This window comes from Pseudoclavibacter sp. RFBI5 (assembly GCF_002931395.1).
In the GTDB taxonomy this organism is placed as follows: Bacteria; Actinomycetota; Actinomycetes; order Actinomycetales; family Microbacteriaceae; genus Pseudoclavibacter.
Map to the genome: position 1 here is coordinate 1372752 of NZ_PSYA01000010.1, position 25002 is coordinate 1397753.

A 25002-nucleotide genomic window follows, 5' to 3' on the forward strand; every position below is an offset into this window, starting at 1 on the left:
ACTGCTACCGGCCAGCAACGGCATTCTCGTGTGCGTACATACGCCTCGCGTACTGGAGCATGCGCAGGCTTCTGAAGCCAGCCTGAAGTGCGATCGCCTTCAGATCCTGAGGGGTTGCTTGAGCAGTCATGAGGTCGCGAGCAAGGCTGAGGCGCCTTTCGCGGAGGGCCGTCGCCGGAGTCGTGTCGATGGTGCGAAAGACGCGGTGCAGGTGCGAAGTGGAGATTCCCACCCGGCTGGCGAGCTCGGCGACCGAGAAATCGGGTTCGCTCGCGTGGTCCAGAATGAGCTGCTGTGCACGCTGCAGGAGCGCCCCCGATGGGCCGGCAGCTTGCATCGTCGACCGAAGAGCGGCGATAACCAGCGTCTCGATCGCGTTTCGCCAGGCCAGGAAGGGAAGCGTGTCTTCCTCGAGCTGGCCATCGAAGGAAGCTGCAGCGGCGGCGAGAGCAACGCGTCGCAGGCTCGCGTCCGGGATACGCGGGCGGCCGTCGGAGATATCCGCCCCCAGAACAGCCTCGATCTTTGATCGCCGGATACCGAAGACGAACCTGCTCGATTCCTCTTCGGTGCGGATCCCGGCGGGAAGCGCCGTGTCGTGGACGAAGATCGGAGGTGTTCCAGTCTGCGGCGACTCTGCTGCTTCTTCTTCGATGACGCTGAGGGTTCCGCGCATCATGAAGCTCAGATAGACGCGATCAAGGCCGGTCTCGTGCGTCGGGCGGACCCGGACTTCCATGGGCGTGTGCCAGATCCGGGTGACGCTGATGCTGGGACTGGAGATGAGATCCGCGTAGAGCCGAAAGTCCTCGCCGAGTGCTATCGGCTGCACGCCATGAGCTTCCAGCCACTCGCCCGCATGATCGCCAGACAGAGCAATGTCGAGTTCCGCATTCATTCTGAGAAGCCTCCGTGCCCACGACGCCGTGAAGATCCCGCGCCGGTAGTCGGGACTTGCTGGGCCAAACCATATATTTCCGCGGCATGGAAACAGCTCGACGTCCGTACTCACCCCGAATGTGGCCGGTGTGTCATCGCGAAGAACGGCTGTGTCGTCACGGTCTCGGGCGAGCGCCGCCTCGCGTTTGTGGGTGGTTCCTGAGCACTCTTGTTTCGAGCTGCTGCTGGATGTCAGAAGAATGCAGCGATAGCAACGGCGATACCGATGCTCATGGTGATGCCTACTGCACCGAGAGCCAAGAGCTCACGCGGCATCACGCGGCGCTCGTACGACGCCCAGTAGTCCTCAGAAGCAGGAGGGGTCGGTGCCACCGCTGCCGTGCGATCAATCGTCTCCGAAGTCATATAGCTAGTTTAGCTAGCTATATATATCCGCCCAACCCCTTGACAACCACGCGAAACCCAGTCTGCGAGGGCAATGTTCGTGAGGCTGAGGATCAGCCCGAGCGTCCTGAAGGTGGCGGCAACAGTTCCCTACTTCAGGAAGGTCCATTCGATGGGTGAGGTCTCCAGTGCAGCGGTGTCGATCGACTCGTCATTCCGAGTCCTCACGACTCGTCGAATGGCTCTGCAGGTGCGCCATGCCTCTTGCTCCGACGCCTGCCTACCGAGGTGCCTCCGCTTGTCCCGCCGATCCACATCGGGACGTCGCTCGCCCAGCCGGCGACGAAATACAGCGCGCCGCCGACGACCAGCCCGCCGATCCCCGTCGCCTGCCATGCCAGCTCCCGATAGATCAGCGGCCCAACAGCCTGACCGTCGGAGAGCAGATGGAACGAATCGTTCGTGATGTGGATCAGCAGCGCCAGCCACCCAACGCCGAAGATCGTGCCAGGGACCCAACCCCAGGGCGAAATCGCCAGACCCCCGAAAATCGCTGCGGCGGCAACGGGGAGACCGAACGCCGCCACGAGTGCGACCACGCCCCACATCTCGCCGGTGCTCGACCCGGACCCGTCACTTGCCAGGAGGCTCGCGACCGCGGCCAGGAGCAGAAGGACCATCAGCGCCACCAAGGAGCCGGTGATGCCCACCATGCGCCGGGCGCTCATGCGGTAGGTCGGCTGGTCGGCCGGAGCCTGGACCGTGCGCCTCTTGGGCCTGCGCTTGCGCTTCGTCGACATTCACCCATTGTGGTGCGTGACAGCCAGACCCGTTTCCAACGGCGACGTATCGCCGATGCGACATCGGATGTGATCCGGCCCCGCGCTGCAGTCGCCTCCACGCCACAATGGCCACGCACCTGCGACACGCGACAGCGTTGCGGTGACCTCTCGGGCGCTTTGGGGAGTAGGCCCGAGTTCGAGCAGCATCACGTTGGGGCGAGATGATGCTCGACGCTGGTTCGTTCCCGTCCGTTCGCGGGGACGAACCAGCCGCCCCGCGCACCTGCGCCGACCCGAACCCCGCCGTCTTCAGATCACGCGACGACGCTGGCGATCTCCGCATCCTCGAGGGCACCATCGACCAACGCAGGAGCCACCTCGGCCTGCGAGAGACGCATCTGTCGCGTCCCGGAGTAGGGCGCCGTGGCGAGCACGTCACCGTTGCCGCCAACCTGGCGACGGAAGGACTGCGCAGTGCCATCGATGGTGACGAACCGGTCGATGTAGGGACGGGCTCCACTCCAGGCCACGTTCCTGGTGGATCGGAAGGAGAAGTCGTTGGGGATGAGCGTTCGGCCGGGCGAGAGCGGGAGCTTCGCGGTGTAGTCGGAGCGGTAGCTGTTGTATCGGACGCCGTCGATGGCGATCGTCCCGACCTTCACGAGCGGCGACCAGGCCGAGGTTCCTTCCTCCGCGAACGACAGGTCGCCGGCGGCGCTCGGGAAGTGGAAGGCAAGGTGCATGTCCGTGACCTTCGTCGCCGCGGTGGTGTCGTTGATCCAGAGGCCGCGCTCCGGGTACCGACCGCGGGCGTCCAGCGTGACCCGCGCGGTCCCCCTGCTCGAGGTGGGGTAGCCGAACTGGATCCATCCGTTGATGCCCGGGACGGGAGCGAGCGTCGACGCTGCACGAGCTGGGGCGGCGACCGCGAGGGCGATGACGGGAACGCTCCAGGCGGCGGCGCTGAGGACGGTGCGGCGGCTTGTCGAAGCGGAAGACGTGGGCTCGGGGGTGCGGGATGACATGGGTGCTCCGGATTCAGGCTGCGGTGACGGCCACAGGGCGCTGCAGCAGGGTTCTGGAGTGGGTGCTCTACGACGTGGCAGAGACAGAATCCGCACTCACCCGCGCTGCGCAGGGTGGGGGTCTATGACCTGTTGAAGCTACAACCGCGTTGAATGCGTATGCATGCACTTCACATCGCAGGTCGCATCGCTCGGAGCCCAGCCCTGGTCGTATGAGCCCGAGACCTGGTGGCACGTACACCGAGGAGGCCCTCAGCGCCGAGACCAGCGCTTGAAGGTTCACAGCTTTTGACTCGAATGTTGGGAGCCCACCCAGACTCCTGAACGCGCCCCACCCTGCGCGGTCCAGTGAGCCGCGGTCAGGTCAGTGCAGCGAGTCCTGCCGTTTAGGCATGTCTTAGTGCTCGATCACACCAAGTACGTCAGCTTCTCCCACATCATCACCACTAAATTTATGCCGGGCAAGATCGAACTCAGCCCTCCACTCCACATCAAGATTCCAGTTAGCACTCAGCCGAGAGTAATCGACCTCCTCACCGTGAACGTCATGAATAATGATAATCTCGACCTCAACATCTACGAGTGCTCTCATTACAACTTCGAAAACGTCTAGGCCGTAGCGCTTTTTTACAAGCTCGCCTCCTTCGATGAAGTGAACTTCACGAACCTTACCCACAGTCGCATGGTCTATCCCCACCGGAGACCATCGCGACACATCTCGCGCGTCGAGGACTTCCCTTATCCTGTCTGCAACCTCGCTTCGCGAGAGTCCGAGTGCGACTAGGTTGAGACCCTCTTCCTCGAATTCGCCAGGGAAGTCCACATGATCGATGGCGCTGGCGACCGTAAGCGAGGCCCCCGTCTGTTGCCTTAGCTCCTCAGCAAGCTCGACAGTGTGCTTTGAGAAGATGCTATCTTCGGAAACTAGGATGAGGTCATCAAACGGGGCATCCTGAACCTGGTCCAGCGCAGTCAACCAAACCAACGTGTCTCGGTAGCCACCTCCACTCTCATTAAACGGAGCGAGCCTGCTAATCGCACGCTTAGTTACTTCGAGATGAGTGACCTCGGGCGGCGACCTCACTTCGAAGCCGATCTCAACCAGGCGGGCATTTAAGGCATCTTCATACACGTTCATCTCGTCCGAATACACACTTAGAAGCCCACTAGCAGCCTCTCTGGCCGACCTGGTTGATTTTCGAATCACCTTACGAATCTGGGCAATATTACTTTCACGACTGCGTTGGTATCCGCCCACCGCCTCAAGCCGAGCAACCTCAGGCAGCACGAGACGCAAGCGTTCTGCAGACACTGCCTCTTGCGCGGTCGACCACTTTCGACTGCGAAGGAGCGCGTCCTTCACTACAATGTTGGCGTCCACAACGATAAGCAAGATTCCTCCGATGACCGCTCGCCTACGGCACGTAATACCGTGGCCTGTAATCTAAGTTGGATTCGAATCACGACGACTTACTGAGCCGAGGATACATACCTGAGAATGATCTGACACCTCAGAAGAGAAGGCACTGATAGATGTTGATGACGGACAACGGGCGCCCCTCATTTTACATAGGCCGTCAAAACCGCTTCTTCAAGCTCCTCCGCCAGTAGATGCTCCCAGGCTTCGAGCTCTTCGATCGACGGCAACGGGAGAGCCTCAAGCTCGTAGGCGCTCACTGCTACCGAACCGGATATGCAGCGCAGCAACCTGTCGAACGTGCGCGTGGCTAGCAAGCGCGCGAGAAGCGACCGAGAGAGCATGGGATGTTCGACCGTCGGCAGCAGCACATTCAGATGATTCTCGACAACTACGCGATTGCCGAGACGGTTGAGAGTACGTCGGTCCAATTCAACCGCTACAAGCCGCCGACACTGCTCAGGAGAAGTTGTCCGCTGAACCAGAATTGCAGGCTCACTCAGCGTGAGTGTTAGCTCATCCGCGGAGTCGCGAAGCGCTACGTAACGATGCAAGTCACGCCTGGGGTCTCTGTGCAAGCGCCCCCCGTCAATGTCTGCCGCCCAGACGACGTGCGCACGAGTCTTTGACGACCCGGCGTGCAGGTTTTCTTTGCGCCGATTCCAGACGAGCGGCCCAGTCGAAGCCTTCCAGCCCGCCATCCCAAGGTTCAATTGCATCTGGGTGGCTCCGGCAGCGATCGCGGCGTCGATGGAATCACGAGGCATGACCCAAGGGTGCGAAGTGCGTGGAGAGGGAACTATAGCGACAAACTCTGCCTCGGGACTGAGGCGCGTGACTTCTACGCATTCCGAGCGCTTGGGCGTGAAAACTGCGAGGCAGGTTTCCTGGAGAACGCCCGCAAATACTCCAGATCTTCTCTTCATGAAGGTGATCGAACGCAATGGAGCTGACTCCGCAAGCTGTCCCCGCAACTTACGAAAAGAGGAACCGGAAGCGAAGCTCGTGGGCACTAGGACAGCCACCGCTCCGTCTTCCCCCAGGCCGCTCAAAGCGCATGCGATAAACAATGCGTAAAGATTCGCCTGCCCGTACAAGCTGCCTGAGTAGCGGTTGCGCATCTTTGGAGACAGCTTCTGCCTCCCGTACGGAGGATTCATGATCCACAGAAGAGCCGGCGCCAATTCTTCCTCTAATGAGTTGCAGACTCTTGCTAACGACGGAAGGGGACGCCGCCGCGACTCTGGAACGCGCGCGAGTGTCGGGAGCATCTCGGACGCCAGGACAACATTGGCCAAGTAGACGGCCCTAGGGTCAGTGTCGAGACCCTCTACAAACTGAGGCAGCGACGCAAGCACAAACTCTGGGTCTATCTCAGAACTGGCTTCAAGGTGTTCGCGGACCACAGGAACCAGCAGGGAACCTGCACCGACAGCGGGGTCTCGCACCAAGCCATGCAAGCGACGCGGAACCTCTCCGAATCCCAGAGCATTGCGTCCCATCCGCCAGAGCCGGTCAGCCAGATCTCGAGGCGTGTAGTGCTTCCCGTAGTCGGCGCGTTCAGCCGTGGGAAGCCTGTTGACGTATAGAGAACCCAACGCGTAGGAGTCGTGTGGTAGCCCGCTCGAGACGGGGCCAAAATCGAGCTCCTGGGGTGCAACTGCGTCGACGGCCGTAGCGAGATTCTTCCATTCGCTGCCAAGTCCCGCAAGATCGACCCGCCGGGACCACCAAACCTCGAGTTCAGCGAGGGCCGTCGTTACGGTCGCAGGAGCCTCCGGAAGTGCATCTACAGTTGCTGCGCTCAGCACTTGCGGCCTGGAAACGGTCATGCTCACAGGGTAGTTGTTCTAGGCGCCGACCGCCGACGTTTTCGTCACGGATCCCGCATGATCGAACCCCAGAGTGAGGTGACGAGGAACCAGCACTACGTGTTGGCGACAGGCTCGGAAAGACGAGGAGCCCAGCCGAGAGCGACACTTACAAGCCTGAACCCGTCGCAACATCGGCCTACGGTTGACTGGAGGATTGGTCCCGCAAAAACCTCGCGTTGGAAAGTTTCATATCGGCAAAGGCAGCCGGCAGGGAGACTTCCTGCGGTACGAAGATTTTAGATCCGTCCCGCCGCGTGAGCGCCCGGCGAAGCTTGCTCGCGTGCTGCTCCCCGAGGTACTGGATGATGACTCCGTAGGGCGACAAGTCGAGCGGGTGACTGCCACCGTGCCGGCTCTTGCCTTTCGATAAGATGTCGCCGAGTCTGGCGTGTTCGATATTGCATGAAGCTAGAGTCTGTCGCACGGTAGTCACAAGCCTCTTTAGATCCTCAGGAAGGTGAACCTCCTGGAAGGACTGTTGGAGGGTCGTAACGATCTCCTGAAGCGCGGTCGTTTCCGCATCCTGACGCGTCAGGAGCGGATTTCCAGTCTTGGCTAGTTTCTCAGCTTCGAAAATCGCCACTTCGGCCGCCTCGAGGGAGGCCTTGACTTGCGCAGCGACTCTCTCCTTTCCCCAGCTGAGTTCGCTCGTTTTGTAGGTTAGATCGTGCGTTGATATTGACCATGCATGCTGAAGGTAAGTCTTGATCTGAATTTCAAACCTCGGGCGATGCACGGGTGATTCCTCGAGACCAGGGGGAACCTTGAGCCGAGCAATCACGCGAACGTGGTCAAAACTAAAATCCAGCGGCCTGGACACTGCAACTTTGTTAGTCTCCGGCTTTCGGTAGCTGAAGTTGAAGAATTCCATAACTAGCCGCTCAGCCGTTTGAACATGGTCGAGAGTCGGAACCACGATCGTGCACGCGAAAAAGTCCTCGAGATCGTGGGGTTCGAACTTTCCCGTCTCAATTTTCAGCGCGTAGCTCTCGATGCCTTTCAGTCGACCTTCATAGTGCCACGTACGCTCAATCTTTGGTTTGAGTATTGCCTCTACCTGACGTTGAACCCTCTCTAAGAGATCGCGGTTCTCATCATAGGAGGCACGGATGGAAGCTTGAATTTTCATTTCAAGAAGTGGGCAATGGCCACGGAAAGTGAAATGGAGCGTTCTTCACGCTGGCGCAGATCAGTAGACGCACCCCTGGAGTTCGCGACGTACCTCTCGATTGGTTCGCGGAGAGACTCAAGATCTGCAGCTATTTCAGCGGTCTCACTGAACGCTGTTGCGGCCGTCATGAACTTCACGTACGCCTCAGCGAAGGAGCTGGGTTCCGTATCTCCAGACTCCAAGATAACCCAGGACCAGAGCGTGTAAATGTTGGCGAACGTGCGAGCGTGTGTTGAGACCACCTGTCGCTCTTGCTCCGCCTCTTGGATGTAGTCGAGCCCGGCTTCGAAGGCTGACACGAAGTCACTGAGAACGAACGTGTCGTCCGCGGGATCTTCGAACTCGGCATATAGAGCGTCAAGCGCGTCCTGATCAAAGCCCTGGAGAGACTGTCGAAGAACTACAGCCATGAGCTCCGAGATGAACTGAACGTCTTGCATACGCCGCGCCCGCGCGGTAGTTGACACTTTAAGCGCCGACCAGATTGGCCGACTTGCCTGTTCTTCGGCGAACGTGACGAACCAGCCGTCGAACCTAGAGTGACGAATCTCCTGCGGAGTGAGTTTACGAGAATTCTTGTTGAGTCGCCCAAAAACATCGTTCACAACAGCTGGCTCGATGGTGTCGAGCATCTCGACGGTGAACTCATAGTCCCAGAGGCGCCGCTTCAGGTCAGCGTCATCTTTGAGGTCTTTCCAGCGTTTGTTCGCTAGGCGATTGTCACTGATCGTCTCTGGTATAGCTAGTTTGTTCTGCACAAAGAGGAGGATCGTCTCCAGCCTCTGCTTGCCATCGACGACATGGTACGTCGTGCTTCCGTTGAGGTCGGTGTCTTTGTGTAGAAAGATGGCCGGACTTGGGTAGTTGTTGAAAATAGTGTCCAAGAAATACTCTCGGTCGCCTCGAGTCCAGACACTCTTTCGCTGGTAGGACGGTTCCAGGTCCAGCCGACCCGCGCCGTTGACATCAAGGAACCACGTTACATCTTGGGTCGTGAGACGACGCTTCATTTCGCACCCTTCGTGAGCACCGGGGCTCGTTGAGTAGACAAGGAGACCGACTTTGCTTCGCTACAAAATCCTCCGTCCCGCTGATTCTATAGCTCCCGCGATCAACTTCAAAGGCAACTGCACTGGGACAAAGGCCTAGATGCATCGCTCAGCCGCCCGTCTCGTACGGAACCAGGAATCGGGGCCGACAGAATCTCGGATCCAGACGGTTCCGCGCACCGAGCAGGGGTCACCTACACACCGGCCAGTGGCACTCCTTTCGATTCCCAATCCTGCGGGGAACGCCTCGGTTTCGAAGCCCAGACTCGGCGCCACCAAGAGTTGACCAATCGGCACTTCGGGCGGTCTCCGAACTCCGCTCGTGGCATCCTCCGGGGATTCGCCACGGGCTCTCGTGGATCTCGATCAAGTCCCGGGAGCAGGTCGCTGCCGTGTCGAGCTCCGCCTCGTCGCGCGGCCGCTCGGCAGGACGGACGGGAAGGCCTGCCACTTGTTTGGCCACTTCATTATGCTTCCCCGGTAGTCCTAAGCTCCAGTGGAGTCCGCACTTGTGGCCGCCGCCGCCAGCTTCTCGCGTTCGGACAGCTGCTCCCCCTCGATCTCCGGGTGAAGCATGAACACGTCCAACAGCCCACGCCGTCTTTCTACTCGGGTAACGGCCTGCTTCTTCCGATCATCGCTCAGTCTCGTCCCTTCGGCTTTTCGACATGTCGTTGTCTTCGATAGACGGCAGCTTCGCTGCTTTGCGTGCTTCCGGAGAGTCAAGTTGCCTTCCGGGGAGCGACCGCTAACACACGACACAACGCATCTGTGTGCCAAGACTCCGTCGCACGCTCATAGACCCCGCGATCTTGAAGATGAGCGTCACCTCCGCAGGGAGTCGACACCAAAATGCGAGGAGGGACAGGGAGGCGTAGACGAACGAGGGACCGGAACTAGACCAAAGGCGGAGACGAGACTGGATGTGCAATGAGCACTGACAGACAACGGGACTGTCGGGAGGCACAGCGGGAAGAAGATCAGGGCAGAGAATGACGTAGAAGGCACGCATGCACTTACAGTGTGAGCTACGCTCAGTGCTGTGCGCGGCGGAGTAGCGAGATGGAAGCGGGGCGTCGCAGACCATGGCCCTGCGGGCCGCGGTCCACTACGCCTTCGATGGCGTCTGTGACGGCGCTCGAGCCGATCGGCTCGCGTCGGTCGACGCGGCGATCGGGTACACGCACGCGGGATCGACCGTGACTCGCTTCACTGCCACCGAGGCGGGCATCGCCGCCGATGAGCTGGGCGTGGAGCAGCTGAAAGCGTGGGTCGCGGGCAGCGACCCTGCCACGGGCGTGCACCGCGGCTACCAAGTGCAGGGGCCCGACGCGGATCTCCTGTTCGACGCGACCGTGAACGCACCGAAAACGCTGTCGCTCGCGGCGATGCTCGACCCGGAGATCGCGGCCGCGTTCGACGCGCTGCAGGAGCGGATCCGCGATCGCACGATCGACATGTGGCGCACCGAGCTGAACGCGCGCCGCGGCGCACAAGGGCGCATCAGCATGGACCTCGCGCAGATCGAGGTGGTCGAGCTGAAGCACGCCCGCTCCCGCTCCCTCGATCCGCACGCCCACACCCACATGTGGCTGAACGCCCGTGTCCTCGGCCAGGATGGCCGCTGGGCGAACCTCGACTCCCGGACAATGCTGCGCTTCCAGACGTTGGTCAACGCGGAAGGACAGTTGGCCGCGGTCACGGACACGGAATGGGTGGCCACCCTCGCGGCCAAGGGGTTCACCATCGACCCTGCCAAGGGGGAAGTCGAGCAACTGCAGCATCTTGTCCGGGCGTTCTCGAAGCGGTCGAACCAGATCGAGGCGGCCAAGGCCCGCTTCCTGGCCGAGTGGCAGGCGGACCACCCCGGACGGGAGCCTACGATCAATGACCAGATGGCCATTGACCGGCGCGCGTGGGCGGTCGGACGTCCCGAGAAGCCGGGCATAGTGTCCGAAGAGGACTGGGCGGACAGCGTCCGCCGCGAGCTCACCGACCTCGACCCAGCCCTGCTCAAGCGGCGCAAGCCGGTCACTGACCTGGCTGTCCGCGTATCCGCGTCTGACATTGACCGCGTGGCCAGGCTGGCCATCTTGGACGCCGACTCCCGATCGACCTCCTCCAGCGGCCGGTTCTCGGACTTCACGCTGCGCGCCGGCGCGGTCCGCGCGGTCGCTCGTGTCGTGGCTACCGGCGACCGCGACGTCCTCGCGTCCACCGTGGACGCTGCCCTCGACCGGGCGCGCGGCCACTACTTGATCGACTTGGCCGCGGACAGCATCGACGTGCCGGGTGGGGTTGGCCGGTACATGCTGGCCGAAACCGCCACCCTGAAGCGCGACCTCGACGAAGGAATGCGGGCGCAGGCCAAGCGCGGGAAGAACGTGGCCACGCACCTCATCGACCACCTCGCCAGCAACCCGAAGATCGGCGGCGAGCACGGCCTCGACGAACAACAGACCGCGGCAGCGTGCGCGATCGCTGGTTCGTCGCGTCTGGTCACGGTCATTGGTCCCGCGGGTGCGCGCAAGACGACCATGCTGAAAGTGGCCAGGGCCTCCTTGTCCGGTCAGGGCCGGAAGGTGCTCATCGTCGCGCCGACGAAGAAGGCGTCGTCCGTGGCCGGACGTGAAACGGGAGCTGACGCGACCAGCCTGCACGCGCTGATCTACCAGTACGGGTTCCGATGGAGCACGGACAAGGACACGGGACGGCCAGTCTGGCGGCGGCTGGCCATCGGCCAGAAAGACCCGACTTCCAAGGACGGCCACGTGTACCGGGGGCCGAGGGACAGCGCCGTCGTTGACCGGAAAACGCGCATCGTCGTGGACGAGGCGGGCATGGTCGACCTCCACACCATGCACGCGCTCCTGCAGGTGACCGCTGAGACGGGCGCAGGACTCGCGCTCGTCGGTGACCCCGCCCAGGTCAACCCCGTCGGCCACACCGGCGCGATGGCACTCGGCCAGCGCTACGCCGACACACACGTCGACCTCGAATCCGTGCACCGCTTCCGCACCAATGACGGCGAGACGGACACGGCCTACGCGAACCTCACCCTTCGCATGCGCGCGGGCGATGCCTCAGACGAGGTGGCGCACGAACTCGTGACCACCGGTCACGTCCGGACCGCGGCCAATATGACCGAGCTGCACGCGGCCATGCGTGACCGGTACCTTGAGCTGGCCGGACACAAAGACCGCGCCGCGCTCTGCGTGGCCACGAACGAGGAAGCGGTCACCGTCAACGACCTCATCCAGCAAGAGCGCATCGACCGCGGCCAGATCACCGGTCGACCGGTGGCCATCACCGCCGACGGGTCGGTCATCTACGCGGGCGACGTCGTGCAAACTCGGCAGAACGACAGCGACCAGAACGTGGAGAACAACCAGGTGTGGACAGTCCGGAAGAAGACACTGACCTGGAAGCTACTCCTCGAATCCGTCGACCAGAAGGGGCTCACGACCACGGTCGACGCGGACTACGCGACTGACAAGCTCGCGCTCGCCTACGCGTCGACGATCCACGGCATCCAAGGCGAAACTGTGCACGGCTCCATCGTCGGCCCCGGCGTCGACGCCGCCGGCCTCTACGTTGGACTCACCCGCGGGAAACGCGTCAACGAAGCGTTCCTCGTCGCGAGCGACGATGCCACCGCGGAGCGGCAGCTCGTGGAATCGCTGCGCCGCGGCGACCTCGAAGCCAGCCTGCAGGACAACTACCGGGCGCTGCACCGCGAGCTCGGGATCTCCGCTCGCGAAGGCGTGTTCGCGCCCGCGCCTTGGCAGCAGCGCCCCGCAGGGCACCTCCTCGACCTCGCCGCCGCGGAAGCTCAGATCAACCCCAAGCACACGCACAACGAACTGCAAGCCATCAAAGACACTGCCGACCGCCTCGAAGCTGAGCTGCGTCAGCTCCGCCGAGCCCGCAACGACGCGAACGCGGACCCGCGCCGGGGCGAGGGGCCAGAAGTTGCGGACATCGACGCGCTCCAGGCCCAGGTGAACGAAGCACGCGCGCGCGAACGCGAAGCAACGAAGGCTTCCATGCCGGATCTGCGCAAGCTCGACGCGCTCCACGCCGAACGCATCACCCGCGAGCACCTGCTTGACACGGACACCTCCAGCAGAGAGCACCAAGAACGCGTATCGGTGGCGAGACGCGCCCAAGGCCCGAGACCGGTCGATGTGCATGTGAGTCCAGTCGCCCAGGGCAGCGGGCGAGGAACCGAGCGACGCTCTCCAGGCCCGTCGCTCTGAGACGCACGCGATTCGCTCGCGCCCGCTGGTGTCTCGACCAGTGCAACATTTCGAGCCCCGTCCGCGTGGGCGCTCCGAGCACTGTGGCTCCTCCCGATGATGGGATGCAATAAGCGGCCTGAAAGTTATTGCGCACGAAACGAGCGAATCACCCGCTCGGTGCTAAATAACGCACAGTGAGTGATACTCAACCTCCGACTGATACAGGAAAGCAACGGGACCGAGGGGGTCGATGTCAAAATAGTCGATCTTGTTGAAGGAGTTTCACGACTGGGCGATCACATGATTACGCAAGCCACTAGATGATCTTCATAGAAGCAAGTCTAATATTCTCTGTGATTTCCGCAATCCATCCCGGCTGTACTATCCGTGGAGCGACTTACTCCTTGAACGGCGCACTATGATTACTCGTTCCCGCCGTAATCAGCGCACCGACTTTCCAGGGTTGCAGTGAGCCCCGTGGGGAGAACGGCCCGCTCACCGTCAGCCGCAGTAAAGGAGGCCGTGAGGTCAGATTCCTTCGTCTCCCCGAAGCACCCAGATGTATTAGGGATCTGGAAGGTGAAAACCTTCATTTCTCCGGGTTCCACCAGGATCGGAAAATCACATTTCTGTAGTTCTAGACCCGTTCGATCCCGCCCGCAGAATAGGGCATCCGCAGGAAGCCACTCATCTTCATACTGAACCGCAGCACTCGTCACCGATCCAGTCGTTTGGCCCGTATTCACCACTTCCACTCGAATCTGTGTGTTGGAGTCTGCGTACTCGCCTGGTTTGAGCACCCGTTCAATTCTGGAACCGTCAGGCTCCCACAATTGAGCTCCAGGGAAGTCTAGGACCACCTTGGCAACACCGGTCAAAACCGGGCCCTGCATCCTCGCAGCTTCACGTTGAGCATCTAACTGGTCAACGAGAATATTGTTCTGAGTAGCTGTGATGATGAGGCCAAATAAGGCGATACCTGCGCCAGCTGCTCCCGCCCACGCCGCGATGCGGTCCAATCGAGATTTCTTTTCCTTCTTGCGTTCATCTTCTACTCGATTCTTCTCCTCGAGTGCTTTTTGTGCACGGATTTGTATTTTCTTCTTCGCTAGCTTGCGAAGCTCGGCGTATCGAGCCGATTTCCGTGCTTTACACCCGAACATGTAACAACCTCCAGTCGACAACAGCTGCCCAGTGGGTAGAATACAGGATTCAATCTTCCAAGTGAGACGCTTCGTAGCGCCGCTGACTGGTTGGGTCGGTCCGTCACGATGGCTCGAGTCCGAGTGAACTGGATCCGTTTGTTGGGCTGGGTGCGGTTAAATGTGACCAGTTGCAGACTGAAATGCGGACGACGCTCCACGTAGTCAACCTCGCTGAAGGCGCGCTCTGACGCTCGGATCTTGAGGCGCGTAGATTGAGTCCGCCGCCGTACGCCTCCTGTACTGAATCGCGTGCGGAGCTGTGCCTTGTTTATCCTGGCCGCTGGATCCGCCAGGACCGATAGCCCTGCCCTCTTCGAATAGCGAGATCTGCGTCTGCGTATGTGCCGAGCGTAACTCTCTTGATCTCGGAGTTTAGGGCTTCTGCGAACCGTTCGTTCAGCGTTCGTGCGGGCACGTTGGTGTCCTGAGTCGCCATGGCGATGTCCCGCTCCGGTGCGCGCCCTGCCACAGCCAAGAGGAGTTCGAGCCCGACCCCTCTCTGTTGCGCCTGCGGAGCAACGGCTACTGCCTGGATGAAAATCGGAGCCGACGATACTTCCTTGATAAACGCGATACAAAAGCCCACGTGGACATCATCAACTTCTGCGATGAGCACCAACTTGCTTGTGATCGCGGACAAGTTCTCAGACGAGACCTGCGGAACGAGGGGGACGCATGCGGCCTGCAGGTCCCACATACGGCGAGCATCAGCATCTGTTGGCGCTGCCTCCCGAACAGTGGCTCTCTTGGTGGGCAGAGAATCCAACTGTGAAACCCAGTCTTTGTAGTGGGCATCCGGTCCAAAAAAAGGCGGCCCGGGAGAGCCCTGGTCGGGGTTGCTCGTCTGTACAGCCATGTCGCGAGATTAGCGCCATCGAGCGCCCGTCACTCGCACATTCGTCGAACACTGCCGCTCCGATTGATTGAGAGAGCTGTCTAACAGGGCCACGAGAAATACGCCCACGGTCAACACGACTCACACCTCCGGCCTCGTCGTCACCCACGGTCGCTTCACTGTTCCCTCGAAGAGCGACGGGAGACAGACAAACGGTCAGGTGAGTTGAGGACCGAGAGGACCCCGGTCTTGCATGTTCGGCGACGCAGCTCCGCTGTCGTGAATGTCCCGCGGGCGCTGGGCGAGCGTTGTCGCCCAGGCCACGAGTCGCGCTTGCGTGGCCCGGAACTCGTCAACGTCGACCTGGTGCCGGTCCCGTATCCGCTCGGGCGCGATGCGGGTGATGCTGGCCAGGCGTTTCGCGAACCAGTCGACAGTGAAGCCACCGTCTCTGGCCGCAGCGAGCTTCAAGAGCTGGCCGTCCGCGAAATGGCCCGTGCGGCGTATGGCGTCGACGTCCAGGAAGTCGCGTGGCTCGCCCCGGCTGAACAGCGCCGCGACCTTGTTCCCAACCGCGTCCTCAAGCGCAAGGACTGGCCCAACTTCAAGCGTGACCGGTGCCAGCACTCGGTAGTCGCAGCCCAGGTCGACGTCCACGACGTCGCCGTCCGCTTCAGTCACGCGAAGACGCAGAAAACCTGGGAGGTCGGTCACTCGTTCCGACGAGAACCGGGCATCTTGGAGCAGGAACCTCGTGTACGACTGCCCACCGCCCGTCTTCAGCTGCGGGGTCGACGTGAAGTTCCCCTCAAACGCCAGGTCAGTCTCGAATGCGGGCATCAACAGCCCCTCTCGCATCTCGGGGCACGCTCGTCGTGACACCCTCTGATACGCATTGCGGAGATCCACTCCGAAACCGCGCGAGAAGCGCACGAATCAGGAATTCCCGAGGCAATCCCCACACGACGAAAAACGCGCCCCCCCACGATGTGAGAGTGCGCAGCTACCCCAGGAGAAACCGGCGCGTTCGCCCCTCCGCGAAGCCGTCTCTCCCGTGACTGTGCGCCTCGCCGCCCAGGCGGACCCCAACACCACGCTTCCCTGCACCGTCCGAGCCGCAGCACCCCCCTGCAGGCAGCTCGTACACCGCACTCGGGAAGCTCGGGATCCGCCTGGGCGACTCCGAGCAACAAGTCCCTGTCGACTCGACGGAAGCCCTGGAACTCTACATTGCTCTTCGTGGTCGAAGTCCAGCGCCAGGCTTAATGCACATAGCGTGCGGTGAGGACGCCACACTCATCATGGTTCCTTTCACCCGACCACATCTGGCCTAACTCTGCCATCACTTCATAGACCGACAAGACGTCAGCAAGCCGTGCTTGGCAGTCCGCGACACCTCCCGTCGAGAGACCATAGATCGGTGAGCCCGACCTTCCGTAGTGAGACGTGCAGTAGTTCGCACCCGCCCGCCGATCAGTAAGCGGTAGCTCAGCACCACTCGCGCGACGCTACCGTTCCCAGTCAGGTTCCAGGTGCGAAAACCAGAGTGCCGCCAATATAGTCAAACGTTTAGTCTCGATTCAGCTCAATAGCCGATCAAACTAATTAGTACCCCAGATCGCGTCAATGAACTCTGTAGCGATCACGCGCAGCACTCTCGCCCGAGAGTCCAGCGCTATGCGCCGGACGGCTTCCTCCGCGAAGGCGACTCTCTCAGCATCTACTTCGCCAGCACGGCGCAACCCATGCATCGTGCCGGCCGGGATCTGAAGCCCGTCAGATTCCAGGAGTGAGAGTATTCGCTCGCGTACAACCTCATCGAGTTCGGACTCGCGGCCGAGAGTTTCGGCCAATCCTCCAGCTGCAGCTGATTTAACTCGAGGATTCGAATCTCGCGACAGCTGAAGAAGTAGCCCTTGCCCCCAGATGACCGGCACCACGCTCAGTACGGCAGGCACACTCAAGGCCGCCTCACGTTTGGCCCGATCCTCGCCTGCAGCGAGGTCCATGATTGCTTCCATGGCCGCGCGACCGTCCAAGGCACCCGACACACCCAACAACCGAAGAGCGGGAGGGAACTCTCCCGTCACCTGAGGGTCGATTGACATCGCCCGCCGGGGTGAGTGCAGGATCTGAGTCGCCTTGTCACGAATCTTAAGAACAACCTCATGTGGTATGTCAGTGAAGCGCCTCGCCAAACGGTCAAGCGCGTCGCTCTTGCTTGCCGTGTCAACATTCGGATCACTCAGAAATATAACAAGTTGATCCCAGACCTCAGAATCATTGGTCGCAAGCGCGAAAGCGGCGGCCACGTTTCCTGGCTCATAACCGCCAACGGTTCGCATACCATGCTGAGCCTGATCTGCAACGCCCTCAAGCCTTGCCACCAGATACTGACCAACTTCATCCAATTGTTCAGGTGTTGCGCGCCCTCCATCCGCAATAACCGCAGCACTCTGCATCAAGTCTTGCGAAGACTCCTCGGTGGGTCGTCCGAACTCATGCACAAGAATTGTGTCGCGCAACTCAACAGTCTCCTCAGCTCCTTGACCGCTTCGGGCCCATTCAGTCCAAGGCGTGCGAATTTCTTCACTGGTGGACGACCATTCAATTTGATCAAAGACCCCTGCCAACGTACTCGTCAGCGGGCGAGAGAGGGACCCTGAGTCGTCCAAGTACTCCGATGCACGCTCAAGAATCCAGGCGTCTGAATTGGCGCCACCCATCAACTGTCTGACAGCTCGCCAGACACGATCGTGAGCCGACCAACGGACTCCAGTCCCGTTGCGGGGGGCGGTCGCCAGATGCTCGAAAGACAACTTGATGGCCGCTTGACGCTCAGATCGAGTCATGAAATCCGCAGCGAACCCAAGAATCAGGAGATCACACTCTGTCATTCTCGATTCCTGGCTCTCTCGCTCCAGCACTGTCCGCGCCTCGGCGAGCAGTGCGCTCACTGGCCCCTGGTCACGAAGCCACTGCGCCGAGCTCTTGAGTAATCTAGGGGCCCGCGCGAACCTAAACAAGCGCAGCGCCTCGCGAGCCGAATGCTCGGACAGCTGCTGAGACACCATCAAAATCTTTCCGAGACTCTCTCGATCGAGTTCAGACTGATCAACAGACCCGGAAATCTCACTCGTGAGCAGGGCGGCGTAGCCTTGATCGATTGGCCTCGTCCTTAGATAATGCCTAACGTTGAGAGTCGACTCGATGCGCGCTTCGAAGTAGTCGCGAAGAACGAATGAGTCGCGGTCAGCTCGAGTGTAGGAAGAACGAACGTCGAGCCAGGGTCGCTTCGCGCGCACAACATCAACCCATGAATCAGAATCGATGTCGTCTAGCAAAGTCATGGCTCGCAGTGCGCGCTGACGAGTTGCGTCCAGAACGTCACGATGGACCTGTTCAACACCCCACGATATGCCTTCACTGAGCTCAACAAGCTCGCATTCACTCGAGCCCGTATCAATCAACGCCAGGACTGACTTGACCTGATCGAGCGCCGCGTCAAACTGTTGGGAGTCCGACAATCGGAGCACCCGTTGCATCTTGAGCGTGACAAGAACAACTAAGGAACTCATTGAGAGCGTACTCAAGGAGCTCCGGCGGAGAACAGTCTCTAGTGTGGCGAGACGGTGGGCCGCTTCAACAGGCCTGTCCATCTCGGCGAGCCCCACACTGCCGTAGATCGCCGCGGCAACTCGTGCACCATCCGACAGCCCACTGGTGCCCGCCAGCTCCCACAAATCAGCAACGGCTTGCGATTGAGAATCCGCGACCAAAGAGCGTTCGACCGCGTCAACTAGGGCCACTTCCCATTCAGAAGATGTGCTCACAAGACTCTCGTAACGCCGAGACTCTCGCTCCCACCGCCGCTCGGTGACCAGAGCTAATCGCGCGGACGCCGAGATTTCTCCCTGCGAAAAATTGGGATGTGGCGATATCGCCCAAGGATTGACTAACGCCAACACCCATTCCACTCCCACCACGGTTTGGGTCACAGCGTTTCCTCTCCAAGCCACAGTTCATCAACAGAAAACAAGTCTTCATGTTCGATGTCGAACCCTCTGACAGAATTGTCAATATCGACAACATGCTCCCTAAGGGCCGCGCCGGAGGATACACGAGCTAGCTTCTCACCCAGAAGGCCGGATAGAGCGGCCGGAGTATCGACCCTACGAGGATCTGCTTGAAATTCACTCCCCTGATTCAGAGCTAATTGCTTTACGTCAGCGTCGGTCACCGGCGGTCTACGTCGACCACACCCGACGAGTAGTATTCGGTCGACCGTATCGCCTCGCCCCTCAAGTTTCTTGCGGAGAGCTCCCTGCTTGGTGATATGGTCGTGATCCTGTGCCTCATACAGAAGTATTAGCATATCTATTGAAGTGTAATCTTTGGGCGCGAGACGGACAGAGACCTCCGAGGAAGAAGCAGCGGCCACCGCATCAAGGACTGCATCTTCCCATTCTCCACCTAACTCGGTCAGCACATATCCATACTCGACAACTGCGAGAACAGGCAAAACTAGTCCACCTGCTCGATCAACGTCACCTTAGATTTGTCTAAGTAAAGAGTTCGCTCGACACCATCCGAGCATGTATCCGTCTTTAGAGTCATGTAAGCACTCCCGACCGGTCCATCGAGAGAAGCACGATCCACCCAGCCGGCGACCTTGCCAGCCTCGGCAATCTCAGCGCAGCCCGTGGGCGACACCTCGTCACTCACATGGACAATGACCGAAACCTGGTGCGGCCACACAAGCAACACAAGGCACGTGACCAAACAGCTGAGCCCAGCGAGCGCTGCCCAAGTTGCGATACGAATGTTCGTTGCGATCCTCGCACTCAGAAGTTTCGCACTCAGCTTGAATGATTCTGAAGAGGGCGAATCGGGCAACTGACCCGGGAGAAGGCGGACCTCCCAGCTGGACAGAACAGCACGAGCACGCTTCCCGCCTTCAGTCTTGACGAGAGGTTCTTTGCGCATGTTGACCAGAGAGGCGCTAACGAACATTGCCGTTGCCACTACGAAGAGAATGACAGCCGCTGTACCGAAGAATCTAGCAATCTGCGGCTGCAGAGGCGTGGGGCTTAAGACGATTCCAGCGGCCAAGGCCGCCGCCACCGCAGCGATAATCGTGGCTACTGAACGCGCTCGGGATCGCAGGCGCTCTAGCGTTTCACCGGAGGCATCCAGTTGCCGGCGGTCTCGGTCCTGTTGGTCGGTCACGATTCCAGGCTAGTTCACTGGCTGCCGGAGTCGCAGCCTGCCTAGCGCGCCGGCCTGCTGAGGAACCGCATGGCTGTCCTCCCAACCCTCGTCTTAGCTGTGGGCGCTGAGATCAGAGCTCGCCGCGTGTTCGATGAGATCGCGCCACCCGCCGTCCGTCCACGTCGCCCACTCGTCGGCCCCGAGCTCAGCCCACGTCTTGCGGCTGGGTTCGTGGCCGTCGCGGCAATCACCGCGGTACCACTCCTTGATTCGCCCTTGCGCGAGGTGGAACCGTTCGTGCCAGCCGATCGGGCCGATGCCCGAGGCAGCTGCGTCGAACGACGAGTCGTGCGCTGACTTCAACGCGGACAGTTCCTCCACGAGTGCGCCGTGGAGGTGCCAGCACTCGGGGATGATGTCGAGCTCGTACCGGACGACGATCCATCGCACGAACAACGCCAGCTCATCCCATTCCCCGTCGACGTCCGCGTTCTCGATCGCGAACCGTCGCCAGGCGAGGACCGTTGGATACATGCCCGGGACCACCGCTTGCCGATTGCCCGGGTCCACGTCGGTTGGGAACAGGCTCTCATCGAACTCGAAATCGGGATCCTCGAAGTCCGGATCCGCGTTGTCGTCGCTGGTGTTGGTGGTGTCGGTCATCGTGCTCCAATCAGGCTGCGTAGGCGAGCGCGGACTTTCGCGATTGCCTGCAGCGTTGCTTCTTTGCGGCTGCGCATGTAGCGAAGCGCGCCATCGTTGTCCATGAGCTCGTGCACCAGCCGGTGGCAGAGCGGGTGCATGGGCAGCAGATCCTCGTCGCGTTCGTTGGCGAGCCATCCGCCGTTCAGGAGCTGCGTCACACCGCGGTAGTCGATGTGGTGCAGCTCGAGGCGGCGTTTGGCCTGCGGCTCCATCCGCTTGCACACGCAGCACTGGTGCTGGGTCGGGTTCTGGTCGAACCACCGAGCACGTCTGGCGTGCCACTGCTTCGACTTCAAGTACTGGACGCGGTACGCGCGTGACGCGATGCCCGCTCGACCGTTCGACATGGCTACGACACCTCCAGTTGCAGTGGCTGCGGCATCAACCGGCCTTGCCGGCGGAACTCGTCCGCCTGCTCCGCTTCGGTCTGCTTCTTCCCCGCCGAGATGTCATCGGCGTCCGCTCGCTTCGTCCACCCGGGCATCTCCAGCAGCACGCCGCGCTTGTTCTTGTGCGCGAGCACGCCGTACCCGGTCGGGATGCGGTGCAGCTCGTCGACGCTGAGCACGGGCAAGCGCTCGATGCCGAGCTGCGTGGAATTGCCCTGCATCGACACCGACCGCGACTTCGTCCGCACCTCCCGCGTGCCGAGGATCGACTCGAGCCCCTTCAGGGGCGATTCGTCGCTGCCACCGCCGCAGAGGATTTTCGCGATTGCGGACGTCCAGATCGTTTCGGCCTCGTACGCGCTCCAGGCTGTGCGCGCCTGGGAGAACCCCTGCAGGACAACGAGCGTCCAGATTCCGGTGCCCCACATCACCGTCGGCAGCGCCTCGAGGCGAGCTTGCTCCACGACGTTGTCCAGCAGGGCGCCGAGGAACCCGCCAGCGGCTCCAGCGCCTGACCGGGTAGCGATCAGGTAGAGCGCCCTCTGCCCGGATAGGAACGCCTGCCCATCGAACTCGTCGTCTCACGTCGGCGCATCGCGGCGGCAACGCTCGGAAGCTGCAGAGCCTCAGCTAGACGAACGTGACCTGACGTCCGAGCGAATCGTGGCGCTAATGTGGCGAAAGCGGATGCGACAGATCGATCTGTCGGCCGCGATCGGAGTCGCCCAGCCCAACTTGAGTGCCAAACTGCGCGGCGCACGCCGCTGGTATCTCTTTGAAATCGTTGGCATCGCGCAAGCGCTCGGCACGTCCGTTGCGTATCTCATCGGTGAGACGGATGACGACGCGCCACTGCATCTGACTGCTGACCAGCAGGGAGAAGGGTGGGCCCGGTGGGGCTCGAACCCACGACCCGCGGATTAAAAGTCCGATGCTCTGCCAACTGAGCTACAGGCCCCACAGTCGCCTGGCGTGCGGCGACCGTGGGGAATCCTATCGCGAATCGAGACCTCGCCTCTGCTCAGGCGGCCCCCATTTGTCGGCGGCCGGGGTCATACTCTCGTCATGGCAGATACGAAGACGAAGCCGTCCGACGTCTCACCCGATCTCCTCATCGATCAGGCAGAGCCCGCGGGGCGACGCGAGGACGCGCGCATCCTGAAGGAGATCATGGATCGGGTCACGGGCGAGGAAGCCGTCGTGTGGGGTCCCACGATGATCGGCTACGGCCGCTATCGCTACACGTACGAGAGCGGCCATTCCGGCGAGGCGATGATCCTCGGATTCGCCCCACGCAAAGCCTCGATGTCGATCTACGGACTCCAGATGTGGGCCCCAGAGGGACTCCTCGAGCAGCTCGGCAAGGCGAAGCTCGGCAAGGACTGCATCTGGGTGGGGCGGTTCTCGTCGCTCAATCTTGAGGTGCTCGAAGAGCTGGTTCGACTCGCCTGGTCGCGGCGGGAGGACCTGCAAGCAATGTTCCCGGGGGATGCCTGAGCGAGAGCACTCCGATGGCCCGCTCGAGCGGGCCGACTCCGAGGTACCGGCGCCAGAGGGTCGCGAACAGCGGGCACACGACCATGATGGCGACCATCGTGAGCAGGCCCTGCGGCTGCCGGTAGACGAGGCCGGGGCCCGCGAGCCAGTTCTCTTCCCCGAGGAGCAGCTGCGACCAGATCGCCGTGAGGATGAGCACGTGCAGGCAGTAGACGGTGAACGCCATGGTGCCCATGTCGGCCAGCGGCCTTGTCAGGCGGGCGAACCAGGTGCGCATCCGCTCGCCAGAGAAGTCCCCGAGCAGCTGGATGCCCGCGTACGCGAGCAGCGCGAGCCCGAGATCCCGCGCCTCGTCGCCGTAGGACCCCGACTGGGTGACACCGGTCGCCATCTCCTCCCACCGCCGCGCGAACAGCGACACCCCGAGGAGCACCGCTCCCGCGCCGAACGCCCACGCCGTTCGGCTCCGGTTGCCGAGCTGCCAGCGGGCCAGGAGGAACCCGATCAGCAGCATCGGCAGCAGGTTCGTCAGGCGGTACGCGGATCCGAGGACCGTCCAGTCGAGCAGGAGGGCGGTTGGGTCGAACATCGACGACGGCGAGAACGCGGACGTCAGCGCCCAGGCCCGGGCTGCCTCGTTCACGATGGGCGCCAGCGCGAGGAAGAGCAGCGCCGCCCCGGCCGACCAGGCCGCCGGCAGGAAAAGGAACGGCGTGGCCATGAGCATCATGATGCCCAGGAAATCCAAGACGATGAGCACGCCAGAGAAGTTGATGCTCAGCAGCAGTCCCACGAAGATGAGCACGATCGCCTTGATGACCCACGAGAGCGCGAAGAAGCTCTTCCGTCGGGAATCCCACCGCGCCGCATCCCGCAGCTGATAGCCGGCCGTCACGCCGATGACCAGCGCGAACAGGGGTGACGCGGCGTCGTTCAGGAACTGGAAGAGCACCTGCAGCGCGCGCGGTTCGCGGTCGTTCAGGAACACGACCGTGTGGGCGATGATCATGGCGAAGATCGCGAAGCCGCGCACCACATCGAGGGAATTCAGGCGCATGCGTCGATCTTCGACGGCCCCGCGCCACCGGTCAAGCTCAGCGAGACGACGCGCCGCCCAAGGGCGATAATGAACGAGTGCTTCCCACCTTCGTGATCTTTCCCGCGCTGATCGCCTGCGTCCTCATCGCCAGCGGCGCGCTGAAGCTCCCCCAGCGCTCCCGCACCCTGCAGTCGTTGGCCGCGTTCGGCGTCCCCGCCCCGCTCCGGAAGCCGTGGGCCGCAGTCGCACTGCCGGTGGGCGAGATCATCCTGGGAGCCGCGCTGCTGCTCCTGAGCGGACCGGCCTACCTGATCGCGGCCACCCTCGCCGCCGCCCTCATGGCGACCTACCTGGTCGTGGTGGCACGCAGCGTCTCCAAGCGACAGGCCGTCGACTGCAACTGCTTCGGGGCGCTCAGCACCGAGCCGGTCAGCCAGATCACGATCTGGCGGAACGCGGGCCTCACGCTCGCAGCGCTCCTCGCGATATTCCTCCCGGGCATGGCGCTCGGAGTCCCGACCCAGCTTGCGCTCTTCTCGGTCGACGACTGGCTGTGGCTCGCCGCGACCACGACCGTCGCACTCGTCGGCATCGTCGCCGGCATCGTGAAGCCTCCCGTCTCCGCGCCGACGACGACTCGCGACGCGACGGCTGGTCAGGACTTCGAACTCGTCGAGGGTCCCGACCTCATCTCCGACCCAGCCGCTCGGGATGCCATCCCCCACACCCTTGAACTCGTCTCCGGGGACGGGGCGCCGGAACTGCTCTACAACCTCGTCGTCGTTCCCCAGAAGACGACGATCCTCATCTTCGCCCGCGTCGGCTGCGGTTCCTGCGGACCCGTGCTCAGCCAAGTCGGCGACTGGTCGCGGCGGCTGGGCGACGACGCGCAGATCATCGTCGCCACCTCGTCGAGCCGCGCATCCGTCGAGAAGAGCTACCCGAGCGCGCTGCCCCACACCTACTTCGGCGCGAAGGCCGCCACGGAGTTCTTCGAAGCTCACGCGACCCCCGCGGCGATCCTGCTCGCGGCCGACGGCACCATCGCATCGCCCCCCGAGTTCGGTGGCGACATCATTGCGGATCGCGTCGAGCAGCTGGTCGCCTCGTTCGCTGCGCAGCGCCAGTCTCAGCCGCACGGCTGAGCCTCAGGTCGCGACTGACTTGGTCCAGTTGGCGCACACGCTCGCCTGCTGGTGGCTCGTGGCGGCGGACTGCGGGTTGCGGAGAAGCTGATACGCAAAAGGGTGCGGGCAGTTCGATGAACTGCCCGCACCC

22 protein-coding genes, 1 tRNA gene and 1 pseudogene are annotated in these 25002 nt (G+C 61.8%); 4 read left to right on the forward strand and 20 right to left on the reverse strand.

The genetic code is table 11. From position 1 onward, the window contains the following. Positions 1-4 precede the first annotated feature (4 nt). The 9 genes and pseudogenes from C5E06_RS13300 to C5E06_RS13330 all read right to left on the reverse strand — a co-directional run bounded on the left by C5E06_RS13300 (position 5) and on the right by C5E06_RS13330 (position 8563). Positions 5-898 carry an AraC family transcriptional regulator gene (locus tag C5E06_RS13300; RefSeq protein ID WP_104307119.1) on the reverse strand — a complete coding sequence of 298 codons (894 nt, stop codon included), beginning with the start codon at positions 896-898 and terminating at the stop codon, positions 5-7. A 233-nt stretch (positions 899-1131) separates the two neighbouring features. Further along, positions 1132-1305 (reverse strand): hypothetical protein, encoded by a 174-nt coding sequence (locus tag C5E06_RS19365; RefSeq protein ID WP_181059396.1) that lies wholly within the window; start codon positions 1303-1305, stop codon positions 1132-1134. A 203-nt stretch (positions 1306-1508) separates the two neighbouring features. After that, complete coding sequence (locus C5E06_RS13305) at positions 1509-2084, reverse strand: hypothetical protein (protein ID WP_104307120.1); 576 nt, start codon at positions 2082-2084, stop codon at positions 1509-1511. A gap of 296 nt (positions 2085-2380) precedes the next feature. Further along, positions 2381-3091 (reverse strand): hypothetical protein, encoded by a 711-nt coding sequence (locus tag C5E06_RS13310; protein WP_104307121.1) that lies wholly within the window; start codon positions 3089-3091, stop codon positions 2381-2383. A gap of 397 nt (positions 3092-3488) precedes the next feature. After that, positions 3489-4472: a PIN domain-containing protein gene (locus tag C5E06_RS13315; RefSeq protein ID WP_258067637.1), complete on the reverse strand. Its 984-nt coding sequence runs from the start codon at positions 4470-4472 to the stop codon at positions 3489-3491. Positions 4473-4651: 179 nt separating this feature from the next. After that, positions 4652-5275: a hypothetical protein gene (locus C5E06_RS19665; RefSeq protein WP_258067606.1), complete on the reverse strand. Its 624-nt coding sequence runs from the start codon at positions 5273-5275 to the stop codon at positions 4652-4654. A 93-nt stretch (positions 5276-5368) separates the two neighbouring features. Then, positions 5369-6340 (reverse strand): annotated as a pseudogene (locus C5E06_RS19825) (Eco57I restriction-modification methylase domain-containing protein); the annotation flags it as partial. Positions 6341-6518: 178 nt separating this feature from the next. Then, complete coding sequence (locus C5E06_RS13325; RefSeq protein WP_104307124.1) at positions 6519-7511, reverse strand: hypothetical protein; 993 nt, start codon at positions 7509-7511, stop codon at positions 6519-6521. Beyond that, positions 7508-8563, reverse strand: a complete 1056-nt coding sequence (locus tag C5E06_RS13330; protein ID WP_104307125.1) for a DUF262 domain-containing protein — start codon at positions 8561-8563, stop codon at positions 7508-7510. The genes C5E06_RS13325 and C5E06_RS13330 overlap by 4 nt, the downstream gene beginning before the upstream one ends. Positions 8564-9687: 1124 nt before the next feature. Between C5E06_RS13330 and C5E06_RS13335 the strand changes: the two genes are divergently transcribed. Continuing rightward, on the forward strand, positions 9688-12861 hold the full coding sequence (locus C5E06_RS13335) for an AAA family ATPase (protein ID WP_104307126.1): 3174 nt from the start codon (positions 9688-9690) through the stop codon (positions 12859-12861). Between the two features lie 404 nt (positions 12862-13265). Here the strand turns inward: C5E06_RS13335 and C5E06_RS19045 are convergent, their stop codons facing one another. The 9 genes from C5E06_RS19045 to C5E06_RS13365 form a co-directional block, all read right to left on the reverse strand. Beyond that, positions 13266-14006: a hypothetical protein gene (locus tag C5E06_RS19045; protein WP_146081384.1), complete on the reverse strand. Its 741-nt coding sequence runs from the start codon at positions 14004-14006 to the stop codon at positions 13266-13268. Between the two features lie 310 nt (positions 14007-14316). Further along, complete coding sequence (locus C5E06_RS13340) at positions 14317-14904, reverse strand: GNAT family N-acetyltransferase (RefSeq protein WP_104307127.1); 588 nt, start codon at positions 14902-14904, stop codon at positions 14317-14319. A gap of 195 nt (positions 14905-15099) precedes the next feature. After that, complete coding sequence (locus C5E06_RS13345; RefSeq protein ID WP_104307128.1) at positions 15100-15741, reverse strand: nucleotidyl transferase AbiEii/AbiGii toxin family protein; 642 nt, start codon at positions 15739-15741, stop codon at positions 15100-15102. A gap of 743 nt (positions 15742-16484) precedes the next feature. After that, entirely contained in the window at positions 16485-18881 is a 2397-nt protein-coding gene (locus C5E06_RS19050) for a hypothetical protein (protein WP_146081385.1), read from the reverse strand. After that, entirely contained in the window at positions 18878-19405 is a 528-nt protein-coding gene (locus C5E06_RS19055; RefSeq protein WP_146081386.1) for a hypothetical protein, read from the reverse strand. The genes C5E06_RS19050 and C5E06_RS19055 overlap by 4 nt, the downstream gene beginning before the upstream one ends. Before the next feature lie 2 nt (positions 19406-19407). Further along, positions 19408-20112 (reverse strand): hypothetical protein, encoded by a 705-nt coding sequence (locus C5E06_RS19060; RefSeq protein WP_146081387.1) that lies wholly within the window; start codon positions 20110-20112, stop codon positions 19408-19410. A gap of 93 nt (positions 20113-20205) precedes the next feature. After that, positions 20206-20757 (reverse strand): hypothetical protein, encoded by a 552-nt coding sequence (locus tag C5E06_RS13355; RefSeq protein ID WP_104307130.1) that lies wholly within the window; start codon positions 20755-20757, stop codon positions 20206-20208. Then, positions 20754-21146 carry a hypothetical protein gene (locus C5E06_RS13360; protein WP_104307131.1) on the reverse strand — a complete coding sequence of 131 codons (393 nt, stop codon included), beginning with the start codon at positions 21144-21146 and terminating at the stop codon, positions 20754-20756. The genes C5E06_RS13355 and C5E06_RS13360 overlap by 4 nt, the downstream gene beginning before the upstream one ends. Positions 21147-21148: 2 nt before the next feature. Further along, complete coding sequence (locus C5E06_RS13365) at positions 21149-21652, reverse strand: TraM recognition domain-containing protein (RefSeq protein ID WP_104307132.1); 504 nt, start codon at positions 21650-21652, stop codon at positions 21149-21151. A 208-nt stretch (positions 21653-21860) separates the two neighbouring features. On the opposite strand from C5E06_RS13365, the gene C5E06_RS19830 reads away from it, so the two are divergent. Continuing rightward, entirely contained in the window at positions 21861-22112 is a 252-nt protein-coding gene (locus C5E06_RS19830) for a helix-turn-helix domain-containing protein (protein WP_374953242.1), read from the forward strand. On the opposite strand, the gene C5E06_RS13370 is transcribed toward C5E06_RS19830, so the two are convergent. Next, a tRNA-Lys gene (locus C5E06_RS13370) sits at positions 22074-22146 on the reverse strand. The genes C5E06_RS19830 and C5E06_RS13370 overlap by 39 nt on opposite strands. A 107-nt stretch (positions 22147-22253) precedes the next feature. Between C5E06_RS13370 and C5E06_RS13375 the strand changes: the two genes are divergently transcribed. Next, positions 22254-22685, forward strand: a complete 432-nt coding sequence (locus C5E06_RS13375) for a DUF1801 domain-containing protein (RefSeq protein WP_104307133.1) — start codon at positions 22254-22256, stop codon at positions 22683-22685. On the opposite strand, the gene C5E06_RS13380 is transcribed toward C5E06_RS13375, so the two are convergent. Continuing rightward, a complete protein-coding gene (locus C5E06_RS13380; protein ID WP_104307134.1) occupies positions 22600-23742 on the reverse strand; it encodes an acyltransferase family protein in 1143 nt (380 codons plus the stop codon). The two genes, C5E06_RS13375 and C5E06_RS13380, sit on opposite strands and share 86 nt — an antisense overlap. Before the next feature lie 77 nt (positions 23743-23819). On the opposite strand from C5E06_RS13380, the gene C5E06_RS13385 reads away from it, so the two are divergent. Next, positions 23820-24869, forward strand: coding sequence for a MauE/DoxX family redox-associated membrane protein (locus C5E06_RS13385; protein ID WP_104307135.1), 1050 nt, complete (start codon positions 23820-23822; stop codon positions 24867-24869). Positions 24870-25002: the final 133 nt, after the last annotated feature.

Excerpts from the sequence above, each read along its gene's own strand:
- C5E06_RS13300 (WP_104307119.1), bottom strand. The coding sequence starts at position 898 with ATGAATGCGGAACTCGACATTGCTCTGTCTGGCGATCATGCGGGCGAG.
- C5E06_RS19365 (WP_181059396.1), bottom strand. The coding sequence starts at position 1,305 with ATGACTTCGGAGACGATTGATCGCACGGCAGCGGTGGCACCGACCCCT.
- C5E06_RS13305 (WP_104307120.1), bottom strand. The coding sequence starts at position 2,084 with ATGTCGACGAAGCGCAAGCGCAGGCCCAAGAGGCGCACGGTCCAGGCT.
- C5E06_RS13310 (WP_104307121.1), bottom strand. The coding sequence starts at position 3,091 with ATGTCATCCCGCACCCCCGAGCCCACGTCTTCCGCTTCGACAAGCCGC.
- C5E06_RS19665 (WP_258067606.1), bottom strand. The coding sequence starts at position 5,275 with ATGCCTCGTGATTCCATCGACGCCGCGATCGCTGCCGGAGCCACCCAG.
- C5E06_RS13325 (WP_104307124.1), bottom strand. The coding sequence starts at position 7,511 with ATGAAAATTCAAGCTTCCATCCGTGCCTCCTATGATGAGAACCGCGAT.
- C5E06_RS13330 (WP_104307125.1), bottom strand. The coding sequence starts at position 8,563 with ATGAAGCGTCGTCTCACGACCCAAGATGTAACGTGGTTCCTTGATGTC.
- C5E06_RS13335 (WP_104307126.1), top strand. The coding sequence starts at position 9,688 with ATGGCCCTGCGGGCCGCGGTCCACTACGCCTTCGATGGCGTCTGTGAC.
- C5E06_RS19045 (WP_146081384.1), bottom strand. The coding sequence starts at position 14,006 with ATGTTCGGGTGTAAAGCACGGAAATCGGCTCGATACGCCGAGCTTCGC.
- C5E06_RS13340 (WP_104307127.1), bottom strand. The coding sequence starts at position 14,904 with ATGGCTGTACAGACGAGCAACCCCGACCAGGGCTCTCCCGGGCCGCCT.
- C5E06_RS13345 (WP_104307128.1), bottom strand. The coding sequence starts at position 15,741 with ATGCGAGAGGGGCTGTTGATGCCCGCATTCGAGACTGACCTGGCGTTT.
- C5E06_RS13355 (WP_104307130.1), bottom strand. The coding sequence starts at position 20,757 with ATGACCGACACCACCAACACCAGCGACGACAACGCGGATCCGGACTTC.
- C5E06_RS13360 (WP_104307131.1), bottom strand. The coding sequence starts at position 21,146 with ATGTCGAACGGTCGAGCGGGCATCGCGTCACGCGCGTACCGCGTCCAG.
- C5E06_RS19830 (WP_374953242.1), top strand. The coding sequence starts at position 21,861 with ATGTGGCGAAAGCGGATGCGACAGATCGATCTGTCGGCCGCGATCGGA.
- C5E06_RS13375 (WP_104307133.1), top strand. The coding sequence starts at position 22,254 with ATGGCAGATACGAAGACGAAGCCGTCCGACGTCTCACCCGATCTCCTC.
- C5E06_RS13380 (WP_104307134.1), bottom strand. The coding sequence starts at position 23,742 with ATGCGCCTGAATTCCCTCGATGTGGTGCGCGGCTTCGCGATCTTCGCC.